This window comes from Streptomyces sp. NPDC006923 (assembly GCF_040635655.1).
GTDB lineage: Bacteria > Actinomycetota > Actinomycetes > Streptomycetales > Streptomycetaceae > Streptomyces.
Map to the genome: position 1 here is coordinate 134673 of NZ_JBEYIF010000013.1, position 16799 is coordinate 151471.

Annotated in this window: 13 protein-coding genes and 2 tRNA genes; 5 read left to right on the forward strand and 10 right to left on the reverse strand. The window is 69.8% G+C overall.

What is annotated here, in order from left to right:
* Positions 1-51: 51 nt before the first annotated feature.
* Genes ABZ707_RS24950 through pgsA form a run of 3 tightly spaced genes read right to left on the reverse strand, consistent with a single transcriptional unit; the run spans position 52 to position 2821 of the window.
* On the reverse strand, positions 52-1212 hold the full coding sequence (locus ABZ707_RS24950; protein WP_360179037.1) for a glycosyltransferase family 4 protein: 1161 nt from the start codon (positions 1210-1212) through the stop codon (positions 52-54).
* A complete protein-coding gene (locus ABZ707_RS24955; protein WP_360179039.1) occupies positions 1209-2135 on the reverse strand; it encodes a phosphatidylinositol mannoside acyltransferase in 927 nt (308 codons plus the stop codon). Before ABZ707_RS24955 ends, ABZ707_RS24950 begins: the two co-directional genes overlap by 4 nt.
* Positions 2132-2821, reverse strand: a complete 690-nt coding sequence (pgsA, locus tag ABZ707_RS24960; protein ID WP_360179041.1) for a phosphatidylinositol phosphate synthase — start codon at positions 2819-2821, stop codon at positions 2132-2134. The genes ABZ707_RS24955 and pgsA overlap by 4 nt, the downstream gene beginning before the upstream one ends.
* A gap of 243 nt (positions 2822-3064) precedes the next feature.
* Here pgsA and ABZ707_RS24965 point away from each other — a divergent pair, with 243 nt between their 5' ends.
* Together ABZ707_RS24965 and ABZ707_RS24970 are read left to right on the forward strand one after the other, a co-directional pair.
* Complete coding sequence (locus ABZ707_RS24965) at positions 3065-5272, forward strand: elongation factor G-like protein EF-G2 (protein WP_360179097.1); 2208 nt, start codon at positions 3065-3067, stop codon at positions 5270-5272.
* A gap of 199 nt (positions 5273-5471) precedes the next feature.
* Positions 5472-7127: a hypothetical protein gene (locus ABZ707_RS24970; RefSeq protein WP_360179043.1), complete on the forward strand. Its 1656-nt coding sequence runs from the start codon at positions 5472-5474 to the stop codon at positions 7125-7127.
* 57 nt (positions 7128-7184) lie between these two features.
* On the opposite strand, the gene ABZ707_RS24975 is transcribed toward ABZ707_RS24970, so the two are convergent.
* The 4 genes from ABZ707_RS24975 to ABZ707_RS24990 all read right to left on the reverse strand — a co-directional run bounded on the left by ABZ707_RS24975 (position 7185) and on the right by ABZ707_RS24990 (position 11821).
* On the reverse strand, positions 7185-7757 hold the full coding sequence (locus tag ABZ707_RS24975; RefSeq protein WP_360179045.1) for an HIT domain-containing protein: 573 nt from the start codon (positions 7755-7757) through the stop codon (positions 7185-7187).
* Between the two features lie 140 nt (positions 7758-7897).
* Positions 7898-9874: a threonine--tRNA ligase gene (thrS, locus tag ABZ707_RS24980; RefSeq protein WP_360179047.1), complete on the reverse strand. Its 1977-nt coding sequence runs from the start codon at positions 9872-9874 to the stop codon at positions 7898-7900.
* A gap of 115 nt (positions 9875-9989) precedes the next feature.
* A complete protein-coding gene (locus ABZ707_RS24985; RefSeq protein WP_360179049.1) occupies positions 9990-11255 on the reverse strand; it encodes a hypothetical protein in 1266 nt (421 codons plus the stop codon).
* Entirely contained in the window at positions 11255-11821 is a 567-nt protein-coding gene (locus ABZ707_RS24990) for a DUF4365 domain-containing protein (RefSeq protein WP_360179051.1), read from the reverse strand. The genes ABZ707_RS24985 and ABZ707_RS24990 overlap by 1 nt, the downstream gene beginning before the upstream one ends.
* A gap of 185 nt (positions 11822-12006) precedes the next feature.
* Here ABZ707_RS24990 and ABZ707_RS24995 point away from each other — a divergent pair, with 185 nt between their 5' ends.
* Together ABZ707_RS24995 and ABZ707_RS25000 are read left to right on the forward strand one after the other, a co-directional pair.
* Positions 12007-12732 (forward strand): 3'-5' exonuclease, encoded by a 726-nt coding sequence (locus tag ABZ707_RS24995; RefSeq protein ID WP_360179053.1) that lies wholly within the window; start codon positions 12007-12009, stop codon positions 12730-12732.
* Between the two features lie 451 nt (positions 12733-13183).
* The gene (locus ABZ707_RS25000; RefSeq protein WP_360179055.1) at positions 13184-14005 is read left to right on the forward strand and encodes an alpha/beta fold hydrolase; all 822 of its coding nucleotides are present in this window, start codon (positions 13184-13186) and stop codon (positions 14003-14005) included.
* Here the strand turns inward: ABZ707_RS25000 and ABZ707_RS25005 are convergent.
* Positions 13951-15606 carry an XRE family transcriptional regulator gene (locus ABZ707_RS25005; protein WP_360179057.1) on the reverse strand — a complete coding sequence of 552 codons (1656 nt, stop codon included), beginning with the start codon at positions 15604-15606 and terminating at the stop codon, positions 13951-13953. The two genes, ABZ707_RS25000 and ABZ707_RS25005, sit on opposite strands and share 55 nt — an antisense overlap.
* Positions 15607-15797: 191 nt before the next feature.
* On the opposite strand from ABZ707_RS25005, the gene ABZ707_RS25010 reads away from it, so the two are divergent.
* Positions 15798-16220, forward strand: coding sequence for an ATP-binding protein (locus tag ABZ707_RS25010; RefSeq protein WP_360179059.1), 423 nt, complete (start codon positions 15798-15800; stop codon positions 16218-16220).
* Positions 16221-16461: 241 nt separating this feature from the next.
* Here the strand turns inward: ABZ707_RS25010 and ABZ707_RS25015 are convergent.
* Positions 16462-16533: transfer RNA gene (locus ABZ707_RS25015), tRNA-Val, on the reverse strand.
* 142 nt (positions 16534-16675) lie between these two features.
* A tRNA-Val gene (locus ABZ707_RS25020) sits at positions 16676-16747 on the reverse strand.
* Between the last annotated feature and the right edge of the window lie 52 nt (positions 16748-16799).

Consider the following 16799-nt stretch of genomic DNA (forward strand, 5'->3'; position numbering starts at 1 on the left):
TCTTCACCGGACCGCCGCGCACCCCGTGTCCGAGCGGCGCGGCCACATGGTTCAGTCCCGCGCCAGCCCGAACCTGGCCCGCAGCCCGGACCGTTCGTCCGTGGCCACCGAGGCCGCCCCGTCCGTCACCGTCTCGTACACCGCCAGGATGTCCGCCCCCACCGTCGACCAGTCGAAGCGCCGCACATGCGCGCTCCCCCGCTCGCGCAGCCCGGCCCGCCGCGCGGGGTCGCCCAGCAGCCGTACCGCCGCGCCCGCCAGCGCGTCCGCGTCCTCGTTCGTGAACAGTTCGCCCGCCGCACCCTGGTCCAGGACCTGTGCGAACGCGTCCAGATCGCTGGCCAGTACCGCCGCGCCCGCCGACATCGCCTCGACCAGGATGATGCCGAAGCTCTCCCCGCCGGTGTTCGGCGCGACATACAGGTCCACGCTGCGCAGCAGCCGCGCCTTCTCCTCGTCGCTCACCATCCCGAGAAATTCGACCCGCGACCGCATCTGCCGGGGCAGCGACTCGACCGCCTCCACCTCGTCCCCGCGCCCCGCCACCAGCAGCCGGGTCTCCGGCCGGGCGGCGAGGATCTTCGGCAGAGCCCTCATCAGCACCGGCAGCCCCTTGCGGGGCTCGTCGATCCGCCCTATGAAGCCGATCGTGCCGCCCTGCCAGGCCGGATTGATCTCGGCCTTGGCGAAGAACTCGACATCGACCCCGTTGGGGATCACGACCGCGTCGCCCCCGAGGTGCTCGACCAGCGTGCGCCGCGCGTACTCGCTCACGGCGATCCGCGCGCTGATCTTCTCCAGCGCCGGCTGCAGGATCGGATACGCGGCGATCATCGCCCGCGACCGCGGGTTGGAGGTGTGGAAGGTCGCGACGATCGGCCCCTGCGCGGCCCAGCAGGCGAGCAGCCCCAGCGACGGGGAGGTCGGCTCATGGATGTGGATCACGTCGAAGGTGCCGTCGTGCAGCCAGCGCCGCACCCGCGCCGCCGACAGAAAGCCGAAGTTCAGCCTCGCGACGGAGCCGTTGTACGGGACGGGCACGGCCCGGCCGGCCGAGACGACATAGGGTGGCAGCGGTGTCTCGTCGTCGGCCGGCGCCAGCACGGACACCGAGTGCCCCTGCCGGATCAGATGCTCCGCCAGATCCCTGATGTGGAACTGGACGCCACCCGGCACGTCCCACGAGTAGGGGCAGACGATGCCGATCTTCACTGAGGGCTCCCGCCGGGGCGCGTCCGCCCGGGTTCGAGATCCGCGAGCCACAGTCGCTGCAGCATGTGCCAGTCCTCCGGATGTTCGGCGATGCCGGTGGCGAAGACGTCGGCCACCGCCTGTGCCATGACAGACGTCTTCTCGGCGCGGCTGCCTGTCCCGGGGACATCGACCGGCGGATGCACTCGGCACCGCATCACCGGCGAATCGTCGTACCACAGCGTCACCGGCAGCAGCAGCGCCCCGGTGTGCTGGGCCAGCAGCGCGGGACCGCCCGGCATCCTGGCCCTCTCCCCGAAGAAGCCGACCTCGACCCCGGAGGACGAGAGATCACGGTCGGCGACCAGACAGACCAGGCCGCCCTCCCGCAGCCGCCGCGCGAGGGTGCCGAAGGCGGAGCCGCCGGTGTGCGGCAGCACCTCCATGCCCAGGCCCTCGCGATAGGCGACAAAACGGTCGAACAGCGTCTCGGGCTTCAGCCGCTCGGCGACCGTCGTGAACGGCACTCCCAGCGCCCGGGTGACCCAGACACCGGCCAGGTCCCAGTTGGCCAGGTGCGGCAGCGCCAGCACGACGCCCCGGCCGGACGCCAGACCGTCCTTCAGCAGGTCGAGCTCCTTGACCTCGACCCCGTCGCGCACACGCTCCGCGCTCCAGGTGGGCAGCCGGAACGACTCCATCCAGTAGCGCATGTACGAACGCATCCCCGCCCTGGACAGAGCGGCCAGCCGCTCGGGCCCGGCATCGGGCACGACCCGTGCCAGATTGGACTCCAGGCGCAGCACGCTCGTGCCGCGCCGGCGCCACGCGGTGTCCGCGACGGTACGGCCGAGGGCGGCCGCCGCCGGCTCGGGCAGCTTCTTGACCGTGCTCCAGCCGAGCCCGTACAGGGTGTCGGTCATCCGGTCCCGCGCGCCGCTCATGACGTGGTCCCGCTCCCCCGCGAGGTACCGCCCGGCGTCGGCGCGCGGCCGGCCGCGGCATCGGCCTCGGCCGATTCCCGCCGCACCGTGACGACCCGCTGGCCGAGTGTCACCGCACTGCCGACGGCCACGATCCACAGCGCGATCGGCAGCAGGATCCCGATCCCGGGGACACCGAAGGCGCCCAGCCCGGCGAGACCGGCCGCGACGAGCGAGATGACCAGCCGCTCCGCGCGCTCGACCAGTCCGTTCACGGCGACTGGCAGCCCGATCGACTCACCGCGCGCCTTCGTGTACGAGACGACCTGGCCGCTGGCCAGACAGAAGATCGCGACGGCGCACAGCACATTGTTGTCGCCGCTGCCCGCGTACCAGAGCGCGAAGCCACCGAAGATCGCGCCGTCCGCGACCCGGTCCAGCGTCGAGTCCAGGAACGCGCCCCAGCGGCTGGAGATGCCCGCCTGCCGCGCCATATTGCCGTCGACGAGATCGGAGAAGACGAAGAGGGTGATCACGATGGTGCCCCAGAAGAACTCCCCGCGAGGGAAGAAGACCAGCGCCCCCGCCATCACTCCGGCCGTACCGATGAGCGTGACCGCATCAGGGCTGACTCCGCGACGGAGCAGAAATGCGGCGAACGGCGTGAGGACACGCGTGAAGAATGCACGCGCGTACTTGTTCAGCATGGCCTTCCCGAGGTTCGGTGGGCCGAGTGGCCCCTGCGGCCGTCGGCGGGCCCATCGTAGCCAGGACGGCCACGGCGCACCGCCGCGCACCCTGGGCAGGCCCCCCGGTACGACGGATGGACGCACCGTGACGGGAGTGCGAAGCTCGAAGGACCACCGCGGGCACCACCGGAGCTGCCCCGTGGCTTCGCGCCCGCGCCTGGCTCATCTCCTCACCGTGTGACCGATCGGGAGGCAAGGACCATGGGCGACAAGGCGCACACACATCCCGGGGCCGCCGGCAGGGCTCCGACGGCCGACCGGCCCGCGTCCCTGCGGAACGTGGCGCTGGTCGGCCACAGCGGCTCGGGCAAGACCACCCTCGTCGAGGCCCTCGCGCTCACGGCGGGAGCGGTCAACCGGGCGGGACGGGTCGAGGACGGTACGACGGTCTCCGACTACGACGAGATGGAGCACCGCCGCCGGCGTTCCGTACAGCTCTCCCTCGTCCCGGTGGAATGGGACGGATGCAAGATCAACCTGCTGGACACCCCCGGCTACGCCGACTTCACCGGGGAACTGAGAGCCGGTCTGCGAGCGGCGGACGCGGCTCTTTTCGTGGTGTCGGCCGCCCAGGAGGCGGAGGCCCTGGCGGGCGCGAACCGCACCGTGTGGGAGGAGTGCGCGGCGGCCGGCCTGCCGCGCGCGATCGTCGTGACCCATCTCGACACGGCGCGCACCGGCTTCGACGAGATGACCCGGGTCTGCGCGCGGATCTTCGGCGGCGAGGATCCCGACGCCGTACTGCCGCTCTGCCTCCCGGTGCACGGCGCGGAGGGGCCGGACGGACACGCTCCGGCCACCGGGCTGGTCGGCCTGCTGCCCCGGAAGGTCTTCGACTACTCCTCCGGGGAGCGCCGGGAGACCGCTCCGGACCCGCGTCAGGCAGCCCTGCTGGAGGAGGCCCGCAACCGGCTGATCGAGGGGATCGTCTCGGAGAGCGAGGACGAGACCCTCATGGACCGCTATCTCGGTGGCGGCGAGCTCGGTCCCGAGGCGCTGACCGAGGACCTGGAGAAGGCGGTGGCGCGCGGGGTCTTCCATCCGGTGCTCGCGGCGGCGCCCGCGCCGCCCGGCGGCCGGCACGGACTGGGCACCGTCGAGCTGCTGGAGCTGATCACCAGCGGTTTCCCCACACCGCTGGAGCGCCCGGCCCCGGCGGTCACCACCCCGGAGGGCGTCCCGCGCCCGGCGGTCCACTGCGATCCGGACGGCCCGCTCGTGGCCGAGGTGGTCAAGACCGCTTCCGATCCCTACGTCGGACGGATGTCCCTCGTACGGGTCTTCTCCGGCACCCTGCGACCGGACGACACGGTCCATGTGTCCGGGCACGGTCTCACGGACCGGGGACACGAGGACCATGACGTCGAGGAACGGATCGGCACGCTGTCCTCGCCGTTCGGCAAACAGCAGCGGGTCCTTCCGCACTGTACCGCCGGGGATCTCGCCTGCGTCGGGAAGCTGTCCCGCGCCGAGACCGGAGACACCCTGTCCGCCAGGGACGATCCGCTGCTGATGGCTCCCTGGCCCCAGCCCGATCCGCTGCTGCCGCTCGCGGTCGAGGCCCACAGCAAGGCGGACGAGGACCGGCTGTCCCAGGGGCTGGCGCGGCTGGTGGCCGAGGACCCGACCATGCGTCTGGAGCAGAATCCCGACACCGGCCAGATCGTGCTCTGGTGCCTGGGCGAGGCCCACCGGGATGTGGCGCTGGACCGGCTGCGCAACCGGTACGGCGTCCAGGTCGACGCCGTGCCGTACCGGGTGGCGCTGCGGGAGACCTTCGGTGCGAGCGGGGCGGGGCGCGGCCGTCATGTGAAGCAGTCGGGCGGCCACGGCCAGTTCGCGATCTGCGAGATCGAGGTGGATCCGCTGCCGCCCGGCTCCGGTGTGGAGTTCGTCGACAAGGTGGTGGGCGGCGCGGTGCCGAGGCAGTTCGTCGCCTCCGTCGAGAAGGGCGTCAGGGCCCAGGCGGCGCGCGGTGTCGCGGCGGGCCGTCCGCTCGTGGACATCCGGGTCACCCTGCTCGACGGGAAGGCCCACTCGGTGGACTCCTCCGACGCCGCGTTCCAGACGGCGGGCGCGCTGGCGCTGCGCGAAGCGGCCGGCGAGGCGCCCGTCCATCTGCTGGAGCCGGTCGCCGAGGTGCTGGTGCTGGTCCCGGACGAGTACGTGGGGCCGGTGATGAGCGATCTGTCGGGGCGGCGCGGCCGGGTCGTCGGCACCGAACCGGCGGGCCCGGGACGGACCCTGGTCCGGGCCGAGGCCCCGGAGCTGGAGATCGGACGGTACGCGGTGGATCTGCGGTCCGTCTCGCACGGCACGGGCCGATTCAGCCGCTCGTACGCGCGCCACGAACCCATGCCGCCGGCGCCGGCGGAGCGGATCCGCGAACAGGACCAGGTGATGGCGTAGTTGACGGCGGTGCCCGCCCGGTCGCCGTGGCCCGGGCGGTTCCTGAGGTTCCGTCGGGCAGGGGTGGCGAAAGAGCGCCATCTCCCATGACGCGGACCGGGCACCCCGGTTACGCTGTGGTGCCCAGCCCAGCGAGTGTGCGGGGCCCGCGGACCGGGAATGGATCGCGGCGGCGGGTCCTTGCGGCGAGGGGACGGCAGTGGCGGACGACGGATTCGACTTCAGCCTGGGGGCGCAGGTCCCGCTCCAGGGTTCGGACGGGCAGACCGCGGCCACCCAGGCGCTTGCCTCGGCGGCATACCGGGACAGTCCGGTCGAGGACATCCTCAAGGCCGACAACGAGTGGCACAAGTCCAAGGTGACCAAGGGCAGATTCTCGCTCTTCGAACCCAATCTCGGCGAGGCGTTCTCCCGGGCCGTGCAGCTCCGGACGCTGGGCGGCGGCCGCGGCGCGCTCATCCAGTCCTTCGGTATGGAGCCCCGCTCCGTGGTCGAGCACTGCCTGGCCGCGACACGTATCCGCAAGGAGCGGGACAAGAAGCTGACCGCGGTGACCGCGCTGACCGGTGTGCTCTTCCTGCCCGGCCTGCTGATCTGGCTGGGCGTGTTCCAGCTCCGCCGCACCCTGGCCGGCGCGAAGGACCGGCGTTCCGGGGCGCTGGGCACCGGCCTTCTGCTGGCCGTGGCCGTGCTGGCAGTGATCTTCCTGATCCGGCTGCCGTTCACCGGTGTCCTGGGCTGGTACCTGCGCGGCATGATCGTCGCTCCGGTCGTCGGCTGGTGGCTGGCCAAGCGGATCTGCGAGGCGACGGCCAAGGACCTGCGCGCCCGCTGGGACGCGCTGCTGTCGGGCGGCAACGCGGCCGCGAAGATCCCCGAGGCCGTCCCCGGGAATCCGGGCGACGCCTCCCGGGAGGCGCTGCGCCAGAATCTGGAGAAGCTCACCGCCGAGCAGCGGTCCAATGTGGTCTTCTACGCCGGCCCCAAGGGCATCCTGGGCATGGGCACCCGCTGGGGGAGCTGGCAGCTCGCCGAGCAGTTGGTGCCCAAGGAAGCCGGCAAGGAGATCCACCAGTTCCGCAGCTATGACGTGATACGCGCGATCCACGACCAGATGAAGCTGCTGGAGCGCGGCCCGCTCAACTCCGGTGGTTTCCCGACCCCTTCGGTCAAGCACTGGATCGTGTCCGCGGTCGGTGAGGGTGCCGGATCGGTGTCCAGGCCCGAGGGCCAGGACGTGGACGCCTTCCAGGTCAAGAGCCACGAGATACAGCGCATCTGCAATCACCAGCAGTTCGGCAGCGGCAACCGCCACTATCTCGGGGTCCAGTTCACCCTCTGGGACGGCCAGTTGGTGATCACCATGATGATCACGGTCACCGTTCTGCACGAGACGCTGCGTATCGAGGTCTCCGGCTACGCCCTGGGCCCGGTGCACTCCCTGTTCAGCTCCAAGCCCTCGCCCAAGACCGTCACGGTCGCCAAGACCGTCCGCTTCTGGGAGACCACCTCGCGGCAACTGCCGCTGGTCGAGCCGCGCGAGGCGGTGCGCCTCGCGGTGCGCGCGCCGTTCACCTGGTATCCGCCGATCCTCGACCACCTGGGCGGCAAGCTCACCCTGCCCGAGCCCTTCGGACTGCGCCACGCCTGGTCGGATCAGCCCTGGCGGCACCGCTTCATGGCCGACGACGCGATGCGCGCCGCCACCCCCGTCCTGCGTGTGGCGCACAGCGCGGCGATGCGGGTGCTGGACGAACACGGCGTGGACACCGGAGGCTTCGGCAGCCGCTCGTCGTCCCTCATCGGCGCGGTGCAGGACCCGTCGCCGAAGAAGGTCGACGCGTACGACGCGTAGCGAAGCCCTCCGGGCGGGCGTGCCGGGCGTGGACCCGCCCGCCCGGGCGGCCCCGCGTCATGCGCCGGACGGGGCCTCGGGCCAGGCGTCCGCGAGCATCACCCTGGTGTCGGCGAGAAGCTGCGGCAGCACCTTCGTATGGCCGACGACGGGCATGAAGTTGGTGTCGCCACCCCAGCGCGGCACCACATGCTGGTGCAGGTGGGCCGCGATACCGGCCCCGGCGGCCACGCCCTGGTTCATCCCGATATTGAAGCCGTGTGCTCCGGACGCCGACCGGAGCGCGGTCATCGCCCGCTTGGTGAACAGGCCGAGCTCGGCGGTCTCGGCCTCGTCCAGCTCGGTGTAGTCGGCGACATGCCGGAAGGGCACCACCATCAGGTGCCCGCCGTTGTACGGATACAGGTTCAGGACGGCGTAGACCCGCTCGCCACGGGCGATGACAAGGCCGTCCTCGTCCGACTTCGACGGGATGGAGCAGAAGGGGCAGCCGTCCTCGGCGCCCGGCCCGGTGGGCTTGTTCTCGCCCTGGATGTAGGCCATCCGATGGGGCGTCCACAGGCGCTGGAACGCGTCCTGGGTCCCCACTCCGATCTGCTGCTCCGGCTCACTCGTCATGTTGTGCAGCATATGACTTCGTCCCGGGGAAGGATGCCGCCGGGCCTGCCCCCGCTGTTCCCGGCCGGGGACAGGGCGAAGCCTCCAGGGAGCGGCACACTCCCCGGAGGCTTCGCCGGGCTCGCAGCCGGTACGGGAACCGGCTCAGGCGCTCAGTTCTGGATCCGGCGCTCCACCACGTCGGCGATCTCGGCGATCGCCTCGTCGCGGGGGATGCCGTTCTTCTGTGTGCCGTCGCGGTAGCGGAAGGAGACCGTGCCCGCGTTCATGTCCTCGTCGCCGACGATGACCATGAACGGCACCTTCTGCCGCTGCTGGTTACGGATCTTCTTCTGCATCCGGTCCGAGGAGGCGTCCACATCGACCCGCAGGCCGCGCTTCCGCGCCTCCGCCGCGAACTCCTGGAGGTACGGGATGTGCGCGTCCCCGATCGGGATGCCCACCGCCTGCACCGGGGCCAGCCACGCCGGGAACGCGCCCGCGTAGTGCTCCAGCAGCACGGCGAAGAACCGCTCGATCGAACCGAACAGCGCACGGTGGATCATGACCGGCCGCTGCTTGGAGCCGTCGGGAGCGGTGTATTCCAGGTTGAAGCGCTCCGGCAGGTTGAAGTCGAGCTGCACGGTCGACATCTGCCAGGTACGGCCGATGGCGTCCCGTGCCTGCACGGAGATCTTGGGCCCGTAGAACGCGGCGCCGCCCGGGTCCGGGGTCAGCGGCAGACCCTGCTTCTCGGCCACCTTGCGCAGCGTCTCGGTGGCTTCCTCCCACGCCTCGTCCGATCCGACGAACTTCTCGGGGTCCTTGGTGGACAGCTCCAGATAGAAGTCGGTCAGGCCGTAGTCACGCAGCAGGTTCAGCACGAAGGTCAGCGTCGAGTCCAGCTCGTCCGCCATCTGCTCGCGGCTGCAGTAGATGTGCGCGTCGTCCTGCGTGAAGCCGCGGGCCCTGGTCAGACCGTGCACGACGCCGGACTTCTCATACCGGTACACGGTCCCGAACTCGAAGAGCCGCAGCGGCAGTTCGCGGTAGGACCGGCCCCGCGCGTCGAAGACCAGGTTGTGCATGGGGCAGTTCATGGGCTTGAGGTAGTAGTCCACGCCCTCGTCGAGCTGCATGGGCGGGTACATGCCGTCCGCGTACCAGTCCAGGTGCCCGCTCTTCTCGAAGAGGGCGCCCTTGGTCGCGTGCGGCGTGTAGACGAACTCGTACCCCTCCTCCTCGTGCCGCCGGCGCGAGTAGTCCTCCATGGCGCGGCGGATGATGCCGCCCTTGGGGTGGAAGACCGCGAGGCCGGAGCCGACCTCCTCCGGGAAGGAGAAGAGGTCCAGCTCGTTGCCGAGCTTGCGGTGGTCGCGCTTCTCGGCCTCGGCGAGGAAGTCCAGATGCGCCTTGAGCTCTTCCTTCGTCGGCCACGCGGTGCCGTAGATGCGCTGGAGCATCGGGTTCTTCTCGCTGCCCCGCCAGTACGCGGCGGCGTTGCGCATCAGCTTGAACGCCGGGATGTTGCGGGTGCTGGGCAGGTGGGGACCCCGGCAGAGGTCCTTCCAGCACAGCTCGCCCGTCTTGGCGTCCAGATTGTCGTAGATGGTCAGCTCGCCGCCGCCCACCTCGACATCGGCGCCGTCGTCGGCCGACGCGGCTCCCTTGATACCGATGAGCTCCAGCTTGTAGGGCTCGTCGGCCAGCTCCTCGCGGGCCGCCTCGTCGGTGACGACGCGCCGGGAGAACCGCTGGCCCCGCTTCTGGATCTCCTGCATCTTCTTCTCGATGGCCTTGAGGTCATCGGGCTGGAAGGGGGTCGCCACGTCGAAGTCGTAGTAGAAGCCGTCCTTGACCGGCGGGCCGATGCCCAGCTTGGCCTCCGGGAACAGCTCCTGCACGGCCTGCGCCATGACATGCGCGGTGGAGTGGCGGAGGATGTTGAGACCGTCCTCGGAGGAGATCTCCACGGGCTCGACGACCTCGCCGTCACCGATCACATAGGCGAGATCTCTCAGCTCGCCGCCCACGCGCGCGGCGATCACGGCGCGCTCGCCGGGGAAAAGCTCGGCTGCCGTAGTGCCCGTCGTCACCACGCGCTCTTCCCGCTCGGAATCGCGTTGGATGACCACACGGACGTCTGACACCGGTCTCTCCTGACTGAAGGGGTGCGCACGATTCGTGGCGCGTGCGCACTACGAATCGTACCGAGCCGGGAGGACCGCTCGCGAAACGGTTTACCGGTTTGGCGGGTGTCCGCCGTCAGTCGCCCCCGCCGCACGCCTCCTCGAAGAAGTCCAGATTCTCCTGGAGCGACTTCATCAGCCGGTCCCGCTCCGCCTCGTCGACCTGGACGGGCACCACTCCGCTCGCGTCGGTGAGCCTGCGGAATCCGCCCCGGCTCTCCAGCCGGCCGGCCACCCGGATCGGCAGGCCGACCAGATGCGCGTGCCCGGCGATGCGGTACGCCTCCTCGTCGAGCGCCACGCGTACGTGCGGGATCTCCGCTCCGGCCAGGACGCGCAGCCGTACGGTCCCCTCGCCGCGCGGCCCCGCCCGCCGCATCCGTATCACCGCCCCGGTGATCCGCACCGGCATGGACGGCTCGTCCCGCAGATAGCGTCTGCCCGCCTCGCGCAGGGCGGGCAGGTCGCCGGGCGAGAACTCCACCGGTTCCGGCCGGGCCGCGCATCCCTCGGGCACCCCCGCGCCGGGCGCCCACGCCAGGGCGATCCTGGCGCCCTCGGCACCCCGTACGAGCGCCACGACGGCGTCCGTGAGCTCCCGGCTCACCCCCGCGGCCACCGCCGCGTCGAATGCCTCCATACCGCCGGTGGCCCGCTGGTAGTCGGTCGCCTCACGGGCGGCGGACAGCGCGTGATGGAGCCGTACGGCGACGGCCCGCCCGGTCGTCACGGGCAGGAAGGCCGTCAGCTCGCGTCCACCGGCGCCGCCGGGGCCGGTCAGCACCCCTTCGAGGGACGCCTGGGCCTGCCTGCGGTGGCGTGCGCCGTAATACCCGGCCCGGCCGCGCACCGCCAGCGCCCCGGCCAGCAGGAGCTGCCGGGCGGCCGACCTGAGCTGTTCCTCCAGGGTCCAGGCCGTCGCGCCCGAGGGGCCCGGCGGTATGTCGCGCCACCAGCGGATCTCGTCACTGGGCACGGTGAGCCCGACCAGCACCTCACGCGCGGACGGGGCGGCGCTGCGCGCGAGCGCGGTCAGGGCCTCGGCGAGCAGGTCGTCGCAGTCGGGGAAGGCCCGGTTCTCCGGCACTATCAGGCTGGTCCCGCCGCCGCCCGGTCCCGGTGGTGTCCAGCGGGCGTAGCGGCCCGCGGCTCCGCCGCGCCGCCGCCAGCCGTGCCGGGCGAGCAGGGCGCCGAGGACGGCGGGATCGGTCCCGGCGGGATCCGGGCCGGGCGCCGCTCCCGGGGCCCAGGCTCCCGCCGGGTCCGTCGCCGGGTGGTCCGGCCGGGGGCGGGTGTCGGAGGGCGTCACTTCGTTGGCGGGCTCGTCGGACGGCCGGTGCATCACGGTCTCCCTCCCGACCCGACGCGGGTCATGATTTCGCAGAGCGCCCGGTCGTCGAAGATCCGCGCGGTGGGGACGCGCACGGTCGTCCGGTACCGGCCGGTGACCGGATGGCCGGCCAGATTGGTCCAGTAGCAGCAGTGTCTGAGGTCGAGCCGGTCGTGCCCGGCCCGCAGCCAGTCGTCCTGACTCCTCGGCACCAGCATCACCACCAGGATCTTGTGCACCGAGACCGGAGTCCGGGCGAGCTTCACCAGGTGCGCGTTGTCGAGGGTGAAGGAGAAGGCCGGTCCCTGCGGCCGCGGTGGGATCTGGTAGGTGCACTTGAGCTGCACCTTGATGGTGACTTCGTCGTCGACGGTGTGTCCGGGCGCGCTGTGACTGACGTGCCAGTCGATGCCGTTGTCCGGGAACGGCTGGCTGAGGGAGCAGCCGGCGGCGGCCGCGACTGCGTGAAGGTAGCCCACCTGGAGTGTCTCCATGCAGGCGGTGGTGGCGAGTGCTCCGCGCAGCGGTGCTGTCCGCTCCGGCAACAGCCCGCCCGGTTCGGGCTGAGCGAGCGCCATGGCTCAGGGCCTTCCGGGCCGTACCGATCAGTGACGGAGACGGGCCGTCAACTTCCTTTCCCGTCCCCTGTGTTGTCGCCCCGCCGCACTCGCCCTAAACGGCGCGTACCGCGTGACCTGTCCGGGTATCACCGGTTCGGGCAGTGGATGAACGCCATCTGCCGTGTATGCGCGAGGAGTTCGGCATGACGTGTTGGTACGAGGGGCCGTTGGCCGCATTCGACACCGAGACGACGGGGGTGGACGTCGAGGAGGACCGGATCGTGTCGGCCGCGCTGGTCGTCCAGGACATGGCGGGTGTACGGCCGCGCGTGACGCGGTGGTTGATAGATCCCGGGGTGCCCGTGCCGGCCGCGGCCACCGAGATACACGGACTCACCGACGACTTCCTGCACCGCAACGGCCGCTGGCCGGCGCCGGCGGTGGAGGAGATGGCCAGAGCGCTCGCCGACCAGTGCGCGGCGGGCCGGCCGCTCGTCGTGATGAACGCGCCGTTCGATCTGACGATCCTCGACCGTGAACTGCGCCGCCACCGGGCCTCCTCACTCGCCCGGTCGCTGGAGAGCGTCCCGCTGTGCGTGCTGGATCCCCGGGTCCTCGACAAGCATCTCGACCGCTACCGCAAGGGCCGCAGGACGCTCACCGATCTCTGTGCCCATTACGGGATCGAACTGGACGGGGCGCATGACGCGGCCGTCGACGCGGTGGCGGCGCTGGAGGTGGTACGCGCGGTGGGGCGGCGTTTCGCGGCCCGGATGGAACGGCTCACCGCCGCGGAGCTGCACACGCTCCAGGCGGTCTGGCACGCGGCGCAGGCACGGGGTCTACAGGCGTGGTTCGCCCGCAACGGCGCGGAGGAGGCGGTGGACACGGCATGGCCGCTGCGGCCGGAGCTGCCGGCCGCCGCCTGAGCCGTCCGTCGCGCGCGGCGTGGGCCGGAACGCGCGTAGGCCGGTCCGTCGATGACGGACCGGCCTGCGCGCGGCGTGGGCCGGAACGCGCGTAGGCCGGTCCGTCGATGACGGACCGGCCTACAAGCGCCAGACGCACAAGGACAAACAGCAGCCGAGGAGGAGCGCAAGCCAGTGGGGTCGCCGTGCGTATTGATCCGCTTTCACGAGAGCAGATTGAAGGTCTGCGCGGCAGAACGGAGCTGTGTAGCGCAACCTCATCAACGGGCCAATTCAAGCTTAACAGCGGGAGTGAGATCAATCATGATCTCACCTATACCCTTACGTCCCTGTTTCGTAAAGCGACTTTCGACAGGTCAAGCCTGGGAATACGTCACCCCTCCGGGCGGTGTCTCTCCCTGCATGTCCAGACGCCCTGTCAGCCATGTCCCTCTCAAACTACTCTGGCCCCATGCCGACAACTTCAGACGCGAGCGTCCGCACCCTCGACGGCCTCCATCTGGCGGGCACGCTGGTCACACCAGACCAGCGGGCCACGAGTGCCGTAGTGCTCGTCCATGGCGGTGGAGTGACCCGCGAAGAGGGTGGCTTCTTCACCCGGTTGGCGACTGATCTGGCTGAGACTGGTGTGGCTTCACTGCGCTTCGATCTCCGCGGCCACGGGCAGAGCGATGGCCGGCAGGAGGAGCTCACGCTCTCCAGCATCCTCAACGACATCCGCGTCGTGCTGGCGTACGCCCGCGAAGCAACAGGAGCCGAGGACATCACACTGCTCGGCGCAAGTTTCGGCGGCGGCCTATGCGCCTACTACACCGCCAAGCGGCCCGAGGAGATCTCGCGCCTCGTCCTGTTCAACCCGCAGCTCAACTACAAGAAACGCACCATCGATAGCCGCCGGTACTGGGCCGATGACGTCATCAGTGACGAGGCTGCGGCGGAGCTGACCGAGCGCGGCGCCATCCAGTTCACTCCCACACTCCGCCACGGCCGCCCGATGTTGAACGAGGTGTTCTGGCTCAAGCCCCACGAGGCACTGGGTGAGGTGCGGGCACCGACGCTCATCGTGCACGGCACGGCTGACACGTTGGTGCCGTTCGAGTCGTCGCGAAACGCTGTTGCCCGCTTCACGGCCCCGGTACAACTCGTCCCCGTGGAAGGGTCGCAGCACGGTTTTGCCGTCCACGATGACCCGCAGTACCTCGACCCCAAGAGTCAGGATTACCAGGCGTTCGTCATCCGTACAGTGGCGGACTGGCTCACCGCTGCGCCGTAAGCGTTTCGCGGAATTCTCGGACGCCGGGCCGGCTGCGCCACCGATCGAGGGTCAGTAGGACTTCGCCGAGGACATGCACTGTGCGCTCCGACGTCACCTCCTGTGCCGACTGCTGCGGACGCCTTGCCGACCTTCGCGGCCTCGTCTGGCTCGCCGCTGAGCGCCAGGGCCGCCGCCCGCCGGGCATTGAAGAACCCGGTGTCGCGGCGGGACAGCGTTCCGGCGTTGAGTACATCGCTGAACAGGTCGGCCGCGAGGCCCGGCTTTCCGGCTTCCGTGAGCGTGATGGCGTCTCGTAGCAAGCGGGTGGGCCCGGTGAAGTACGCCCCGAGTGCATCTGCGCCGTCATCGGATGCGTTGGTCAACAACGTTTCTGCGTGGGCAAGTTGGCTGCGCACCGCGTCGAGCGGATCGCCGAGCATGGCCCGGCCGAGCGCTTCTTGCTGCGTCACCTCGGCTCGCACCCGCGTCGGCAGCCGCCAGCGATCGTGCCCTGCCGCCTGGGCGAGCGTCAGCATCCGCAGCGCATCACGTTCGTCATACGCCATCTGCGACTTCTTGAGCAGCAGATACCCCTGCATAGCCGCATTGTCGGCTTCTTGTGCCCACTCCATCGCGCGGTCGTACCAGAACACGGCCGCTTGCGGCTTCTGGATATCTCGGTACAGCCATCCAGCGAACTCGGCCCCGTCAGCGCCAACGGCGAGCAGCTCGCGCCGTACGTCCGGCTTCACATCCCGAGCATGGCTCTCAATCGCACCAAGCAGTGCGAGCATGACCGGCAGGGTCTTTTTGGGGCCAAGCGCGCCATCGTCACGCTTGGCCTTTTCGAGTACACGGCGGAAGTAGTCGACGACCGGACCGTCAAGGTAGCTGTGTGCGTCGTCAAGGGCGTGAGCAACGTGCTGAAGCTCTTCCAACCCAAGACCAGGCAGTGCTACCGCAGCGATCCCGCCTTTGAGGAGGGCACGGCGATTCAAGGGGCTCATGGGGTCCCGCTCTGTGGCTCGTGCGGCGGACTCATCCGCCAGGTGACCAGACAACAAGCTGCCCAACCCGCTCGCTGCGATGGTCTCGGCATCTACCGGCACGAGCACCGACCGACCGTTGATCACGACCGGCAACAAACCGCCGCCTTGTGAAGCCTCCGGCTTCGTGGCCGGCAGTTCCGTGGGAGGCCGAGCAACAACTGCGGTAGCGGTGGTCTGCTTGGCTTCGGGCAACTTGAACCACAGGAGGTCTGCCGGGATCTTCAGGCTATGCGCCCACCTCATGAGTTTGGCCAGGTCTTGTGGTGGCTTGCCGCTCTCGATCCGGCTGAGCTGAGCCTGGTTGAGGTCGAGCCATGTAGCCATGGCTTCCTGCGACACCACACGGTCGTGCCACGGATGTATGCGGTAGGCGTAGAACACCTGGCCCATATGCCAACTGACGAGCGCGTCGCGCATACGTTCGTGTTGCCAGAACTTAAACGGAACGCTTGGCGAGTTGGCGACAGCCGAAGCAGCGGCCTTGCGTTGACAGGTCGTGCACTGATCGCCCTGGTTGTCGCGAGCGAGCCTCGTGCCACAGCCGCAGTATCGGACTTGTTGCTGTGCCATGTGCTGCTCCCCGTAAGGGCCTTGCCGGTACGCCCGTGCCAAGCCTACGGACCCTAGGCCGCCAGAGTGGCCCTGTCCATGCATGCCATGCATACCCCTTTATGTGGTGGCGCCATGACATCCCGGCAGTCTTAACCTCCAAGCTCCTAGCGGTACTTACCCCCAACAGCACACCGCAAGGAAGTGCCGACGTGACCCCACAACACTTTGTCAGCCGATTGGAACTCGCCGCCCAGAAAGACGCGGTGCGTTGGGCGAGGCGACACGCACGTGACGTGCTGAGCATTTGGCGCGTTCCGTCCGACCACATCGAGACGGCCACCCTCGTCGTCTCCGAACTGGTGACGAACTCGGTGCGGCACGTCAGCGCGGCCACGCCGGCCACCGGACCTGTTCGGTTGGCATTGATCCTTCGGCACCGCGGTACCCACCTGATCGTCGAGGTTGCTGACCCAGATGTCCGGCCGCCTGTGCATCAAGGGCTTTCAGCGCCGAGCGCAGAAAGCGGGCGCGGCCTGTTCATCGTGGAAAGTGTCTCGAAAGAGTGGGGATACTACTTTCCACCGACCGGCGGCAAAGTCGTGTGGTGCATGCTCGCACTGGTCGGGGAGTAGCAGTGCCTCGCCAGGAATGAGAACCTGCCTACGGGTGATGTGCGAGCGCACCACCCGCCCAGGGCGCGGTTCACGACTCTGCGCATGGCCCAGGGCCAACACCAAGCCTCCACGGGGCCACCGGAGGCCCCGCCCGGCCTCCGGGCCGTCCTGCCGGCCGCCGCCTGAGCCGTTCGTCGCGCGCGGCGTGGGCCGGAACGCGCGAAGGCCGGTCCGTCGACGACGGACCGGCCTCTCCCGGTGGGCGATACTGGGTTCGAACCAGTGACCTCTTCGGTGTGAACGAAGCGCTCTCCCACTGAGCTAATCGCCCGGGAACGGACTGAACCATACAGGCCCCGGCGGGTTTCCTTCAAACCGGATCCGGTGGCCGCACCCGGAACGACCCGGGCGCCGACGGCCGGTACGACCGAGGCCCCGAAGACCTGACCGGTCTTCGGGGCCTCGGCTCCGGGTGGGCGATACTGGGTTCGAACCAGTGACCTCTTCGGTGTGAACGAAGCGCTCTCCCACTGAGCTAATCGCCCGGACGCACCGCATACATTACCCCATGTCACCGGTGCTTCCCGCCGCGTACCG

Excerpts from the sequence above, each read along its gene's own strand:
- ABZ707_RS24955 (WP_360179039.1), bottom strand. The coding sequence starts at position 2,135 with ATGAGCGGCGCGCGGGACCGGATGACCGACACCCTGTACGGGCTCGGC.
- pgsA (WP_360179041.1), bottom strand. The coding sequence starts at position 2,821 with ATGCTGAACAAGTACGCGCGTGCATTCTTCACGCGTGTCCTCACGCCG.
- ABZ707_RS24965 (WP_360179097.1), top strand. The coding sequence starts at position 3,065 with ATGGGCGACAAGGCGCACACACATCCCGGGGCCGCCGGCAGGGCTCCG.
- ABZ707_RS24975 (WP_360179045.1), bottom strand. The coding sequence starts at position 7,757 with ATGCTGCACAACATGACGAGTGAGCCGGAGCAGCAGATCGGAGTGGGG.
- ABZ707_RS24985 (WP_360179049.1), bottom strand. The coding sequence starts at position 11,255 with ATGCACCGGCCGTCCGACGAGCCCGCCAACGAAGTGACGCCCTCCGAC.
- ABZ707_RS24990 (WP_360179051.1), bottom strand. The coding sequence starts at position 11,821 with ATGGCGCTCGCTCAGCCCGAACCGGGCGGGCTGTTGCCGGAGCGGACA.
- ABZ707_RS24995 (WP_360179053.1), top strand. The coding sequence starts at position 12,007 with ATGACGTGTTGGTACGAGGGGCCGTTGGCCGCATTCGACACCGAGACG.
- ABZ707_RS25000 (WP_360179055.1), top strand. The coding sequence starts at position 13,184 with ATGCCGACAACTTCAGACGCGAGCGTCCGCACCCTCGACGGCCTCCAT.
- ABZ707_RS25005 (WP_360179057.1), bottom strand. The coding sequence starts at position 15,606 with ATGGCACAGCAACAAGTCCGATACTGCGGCTGTGGCACGAGGCTCGCT.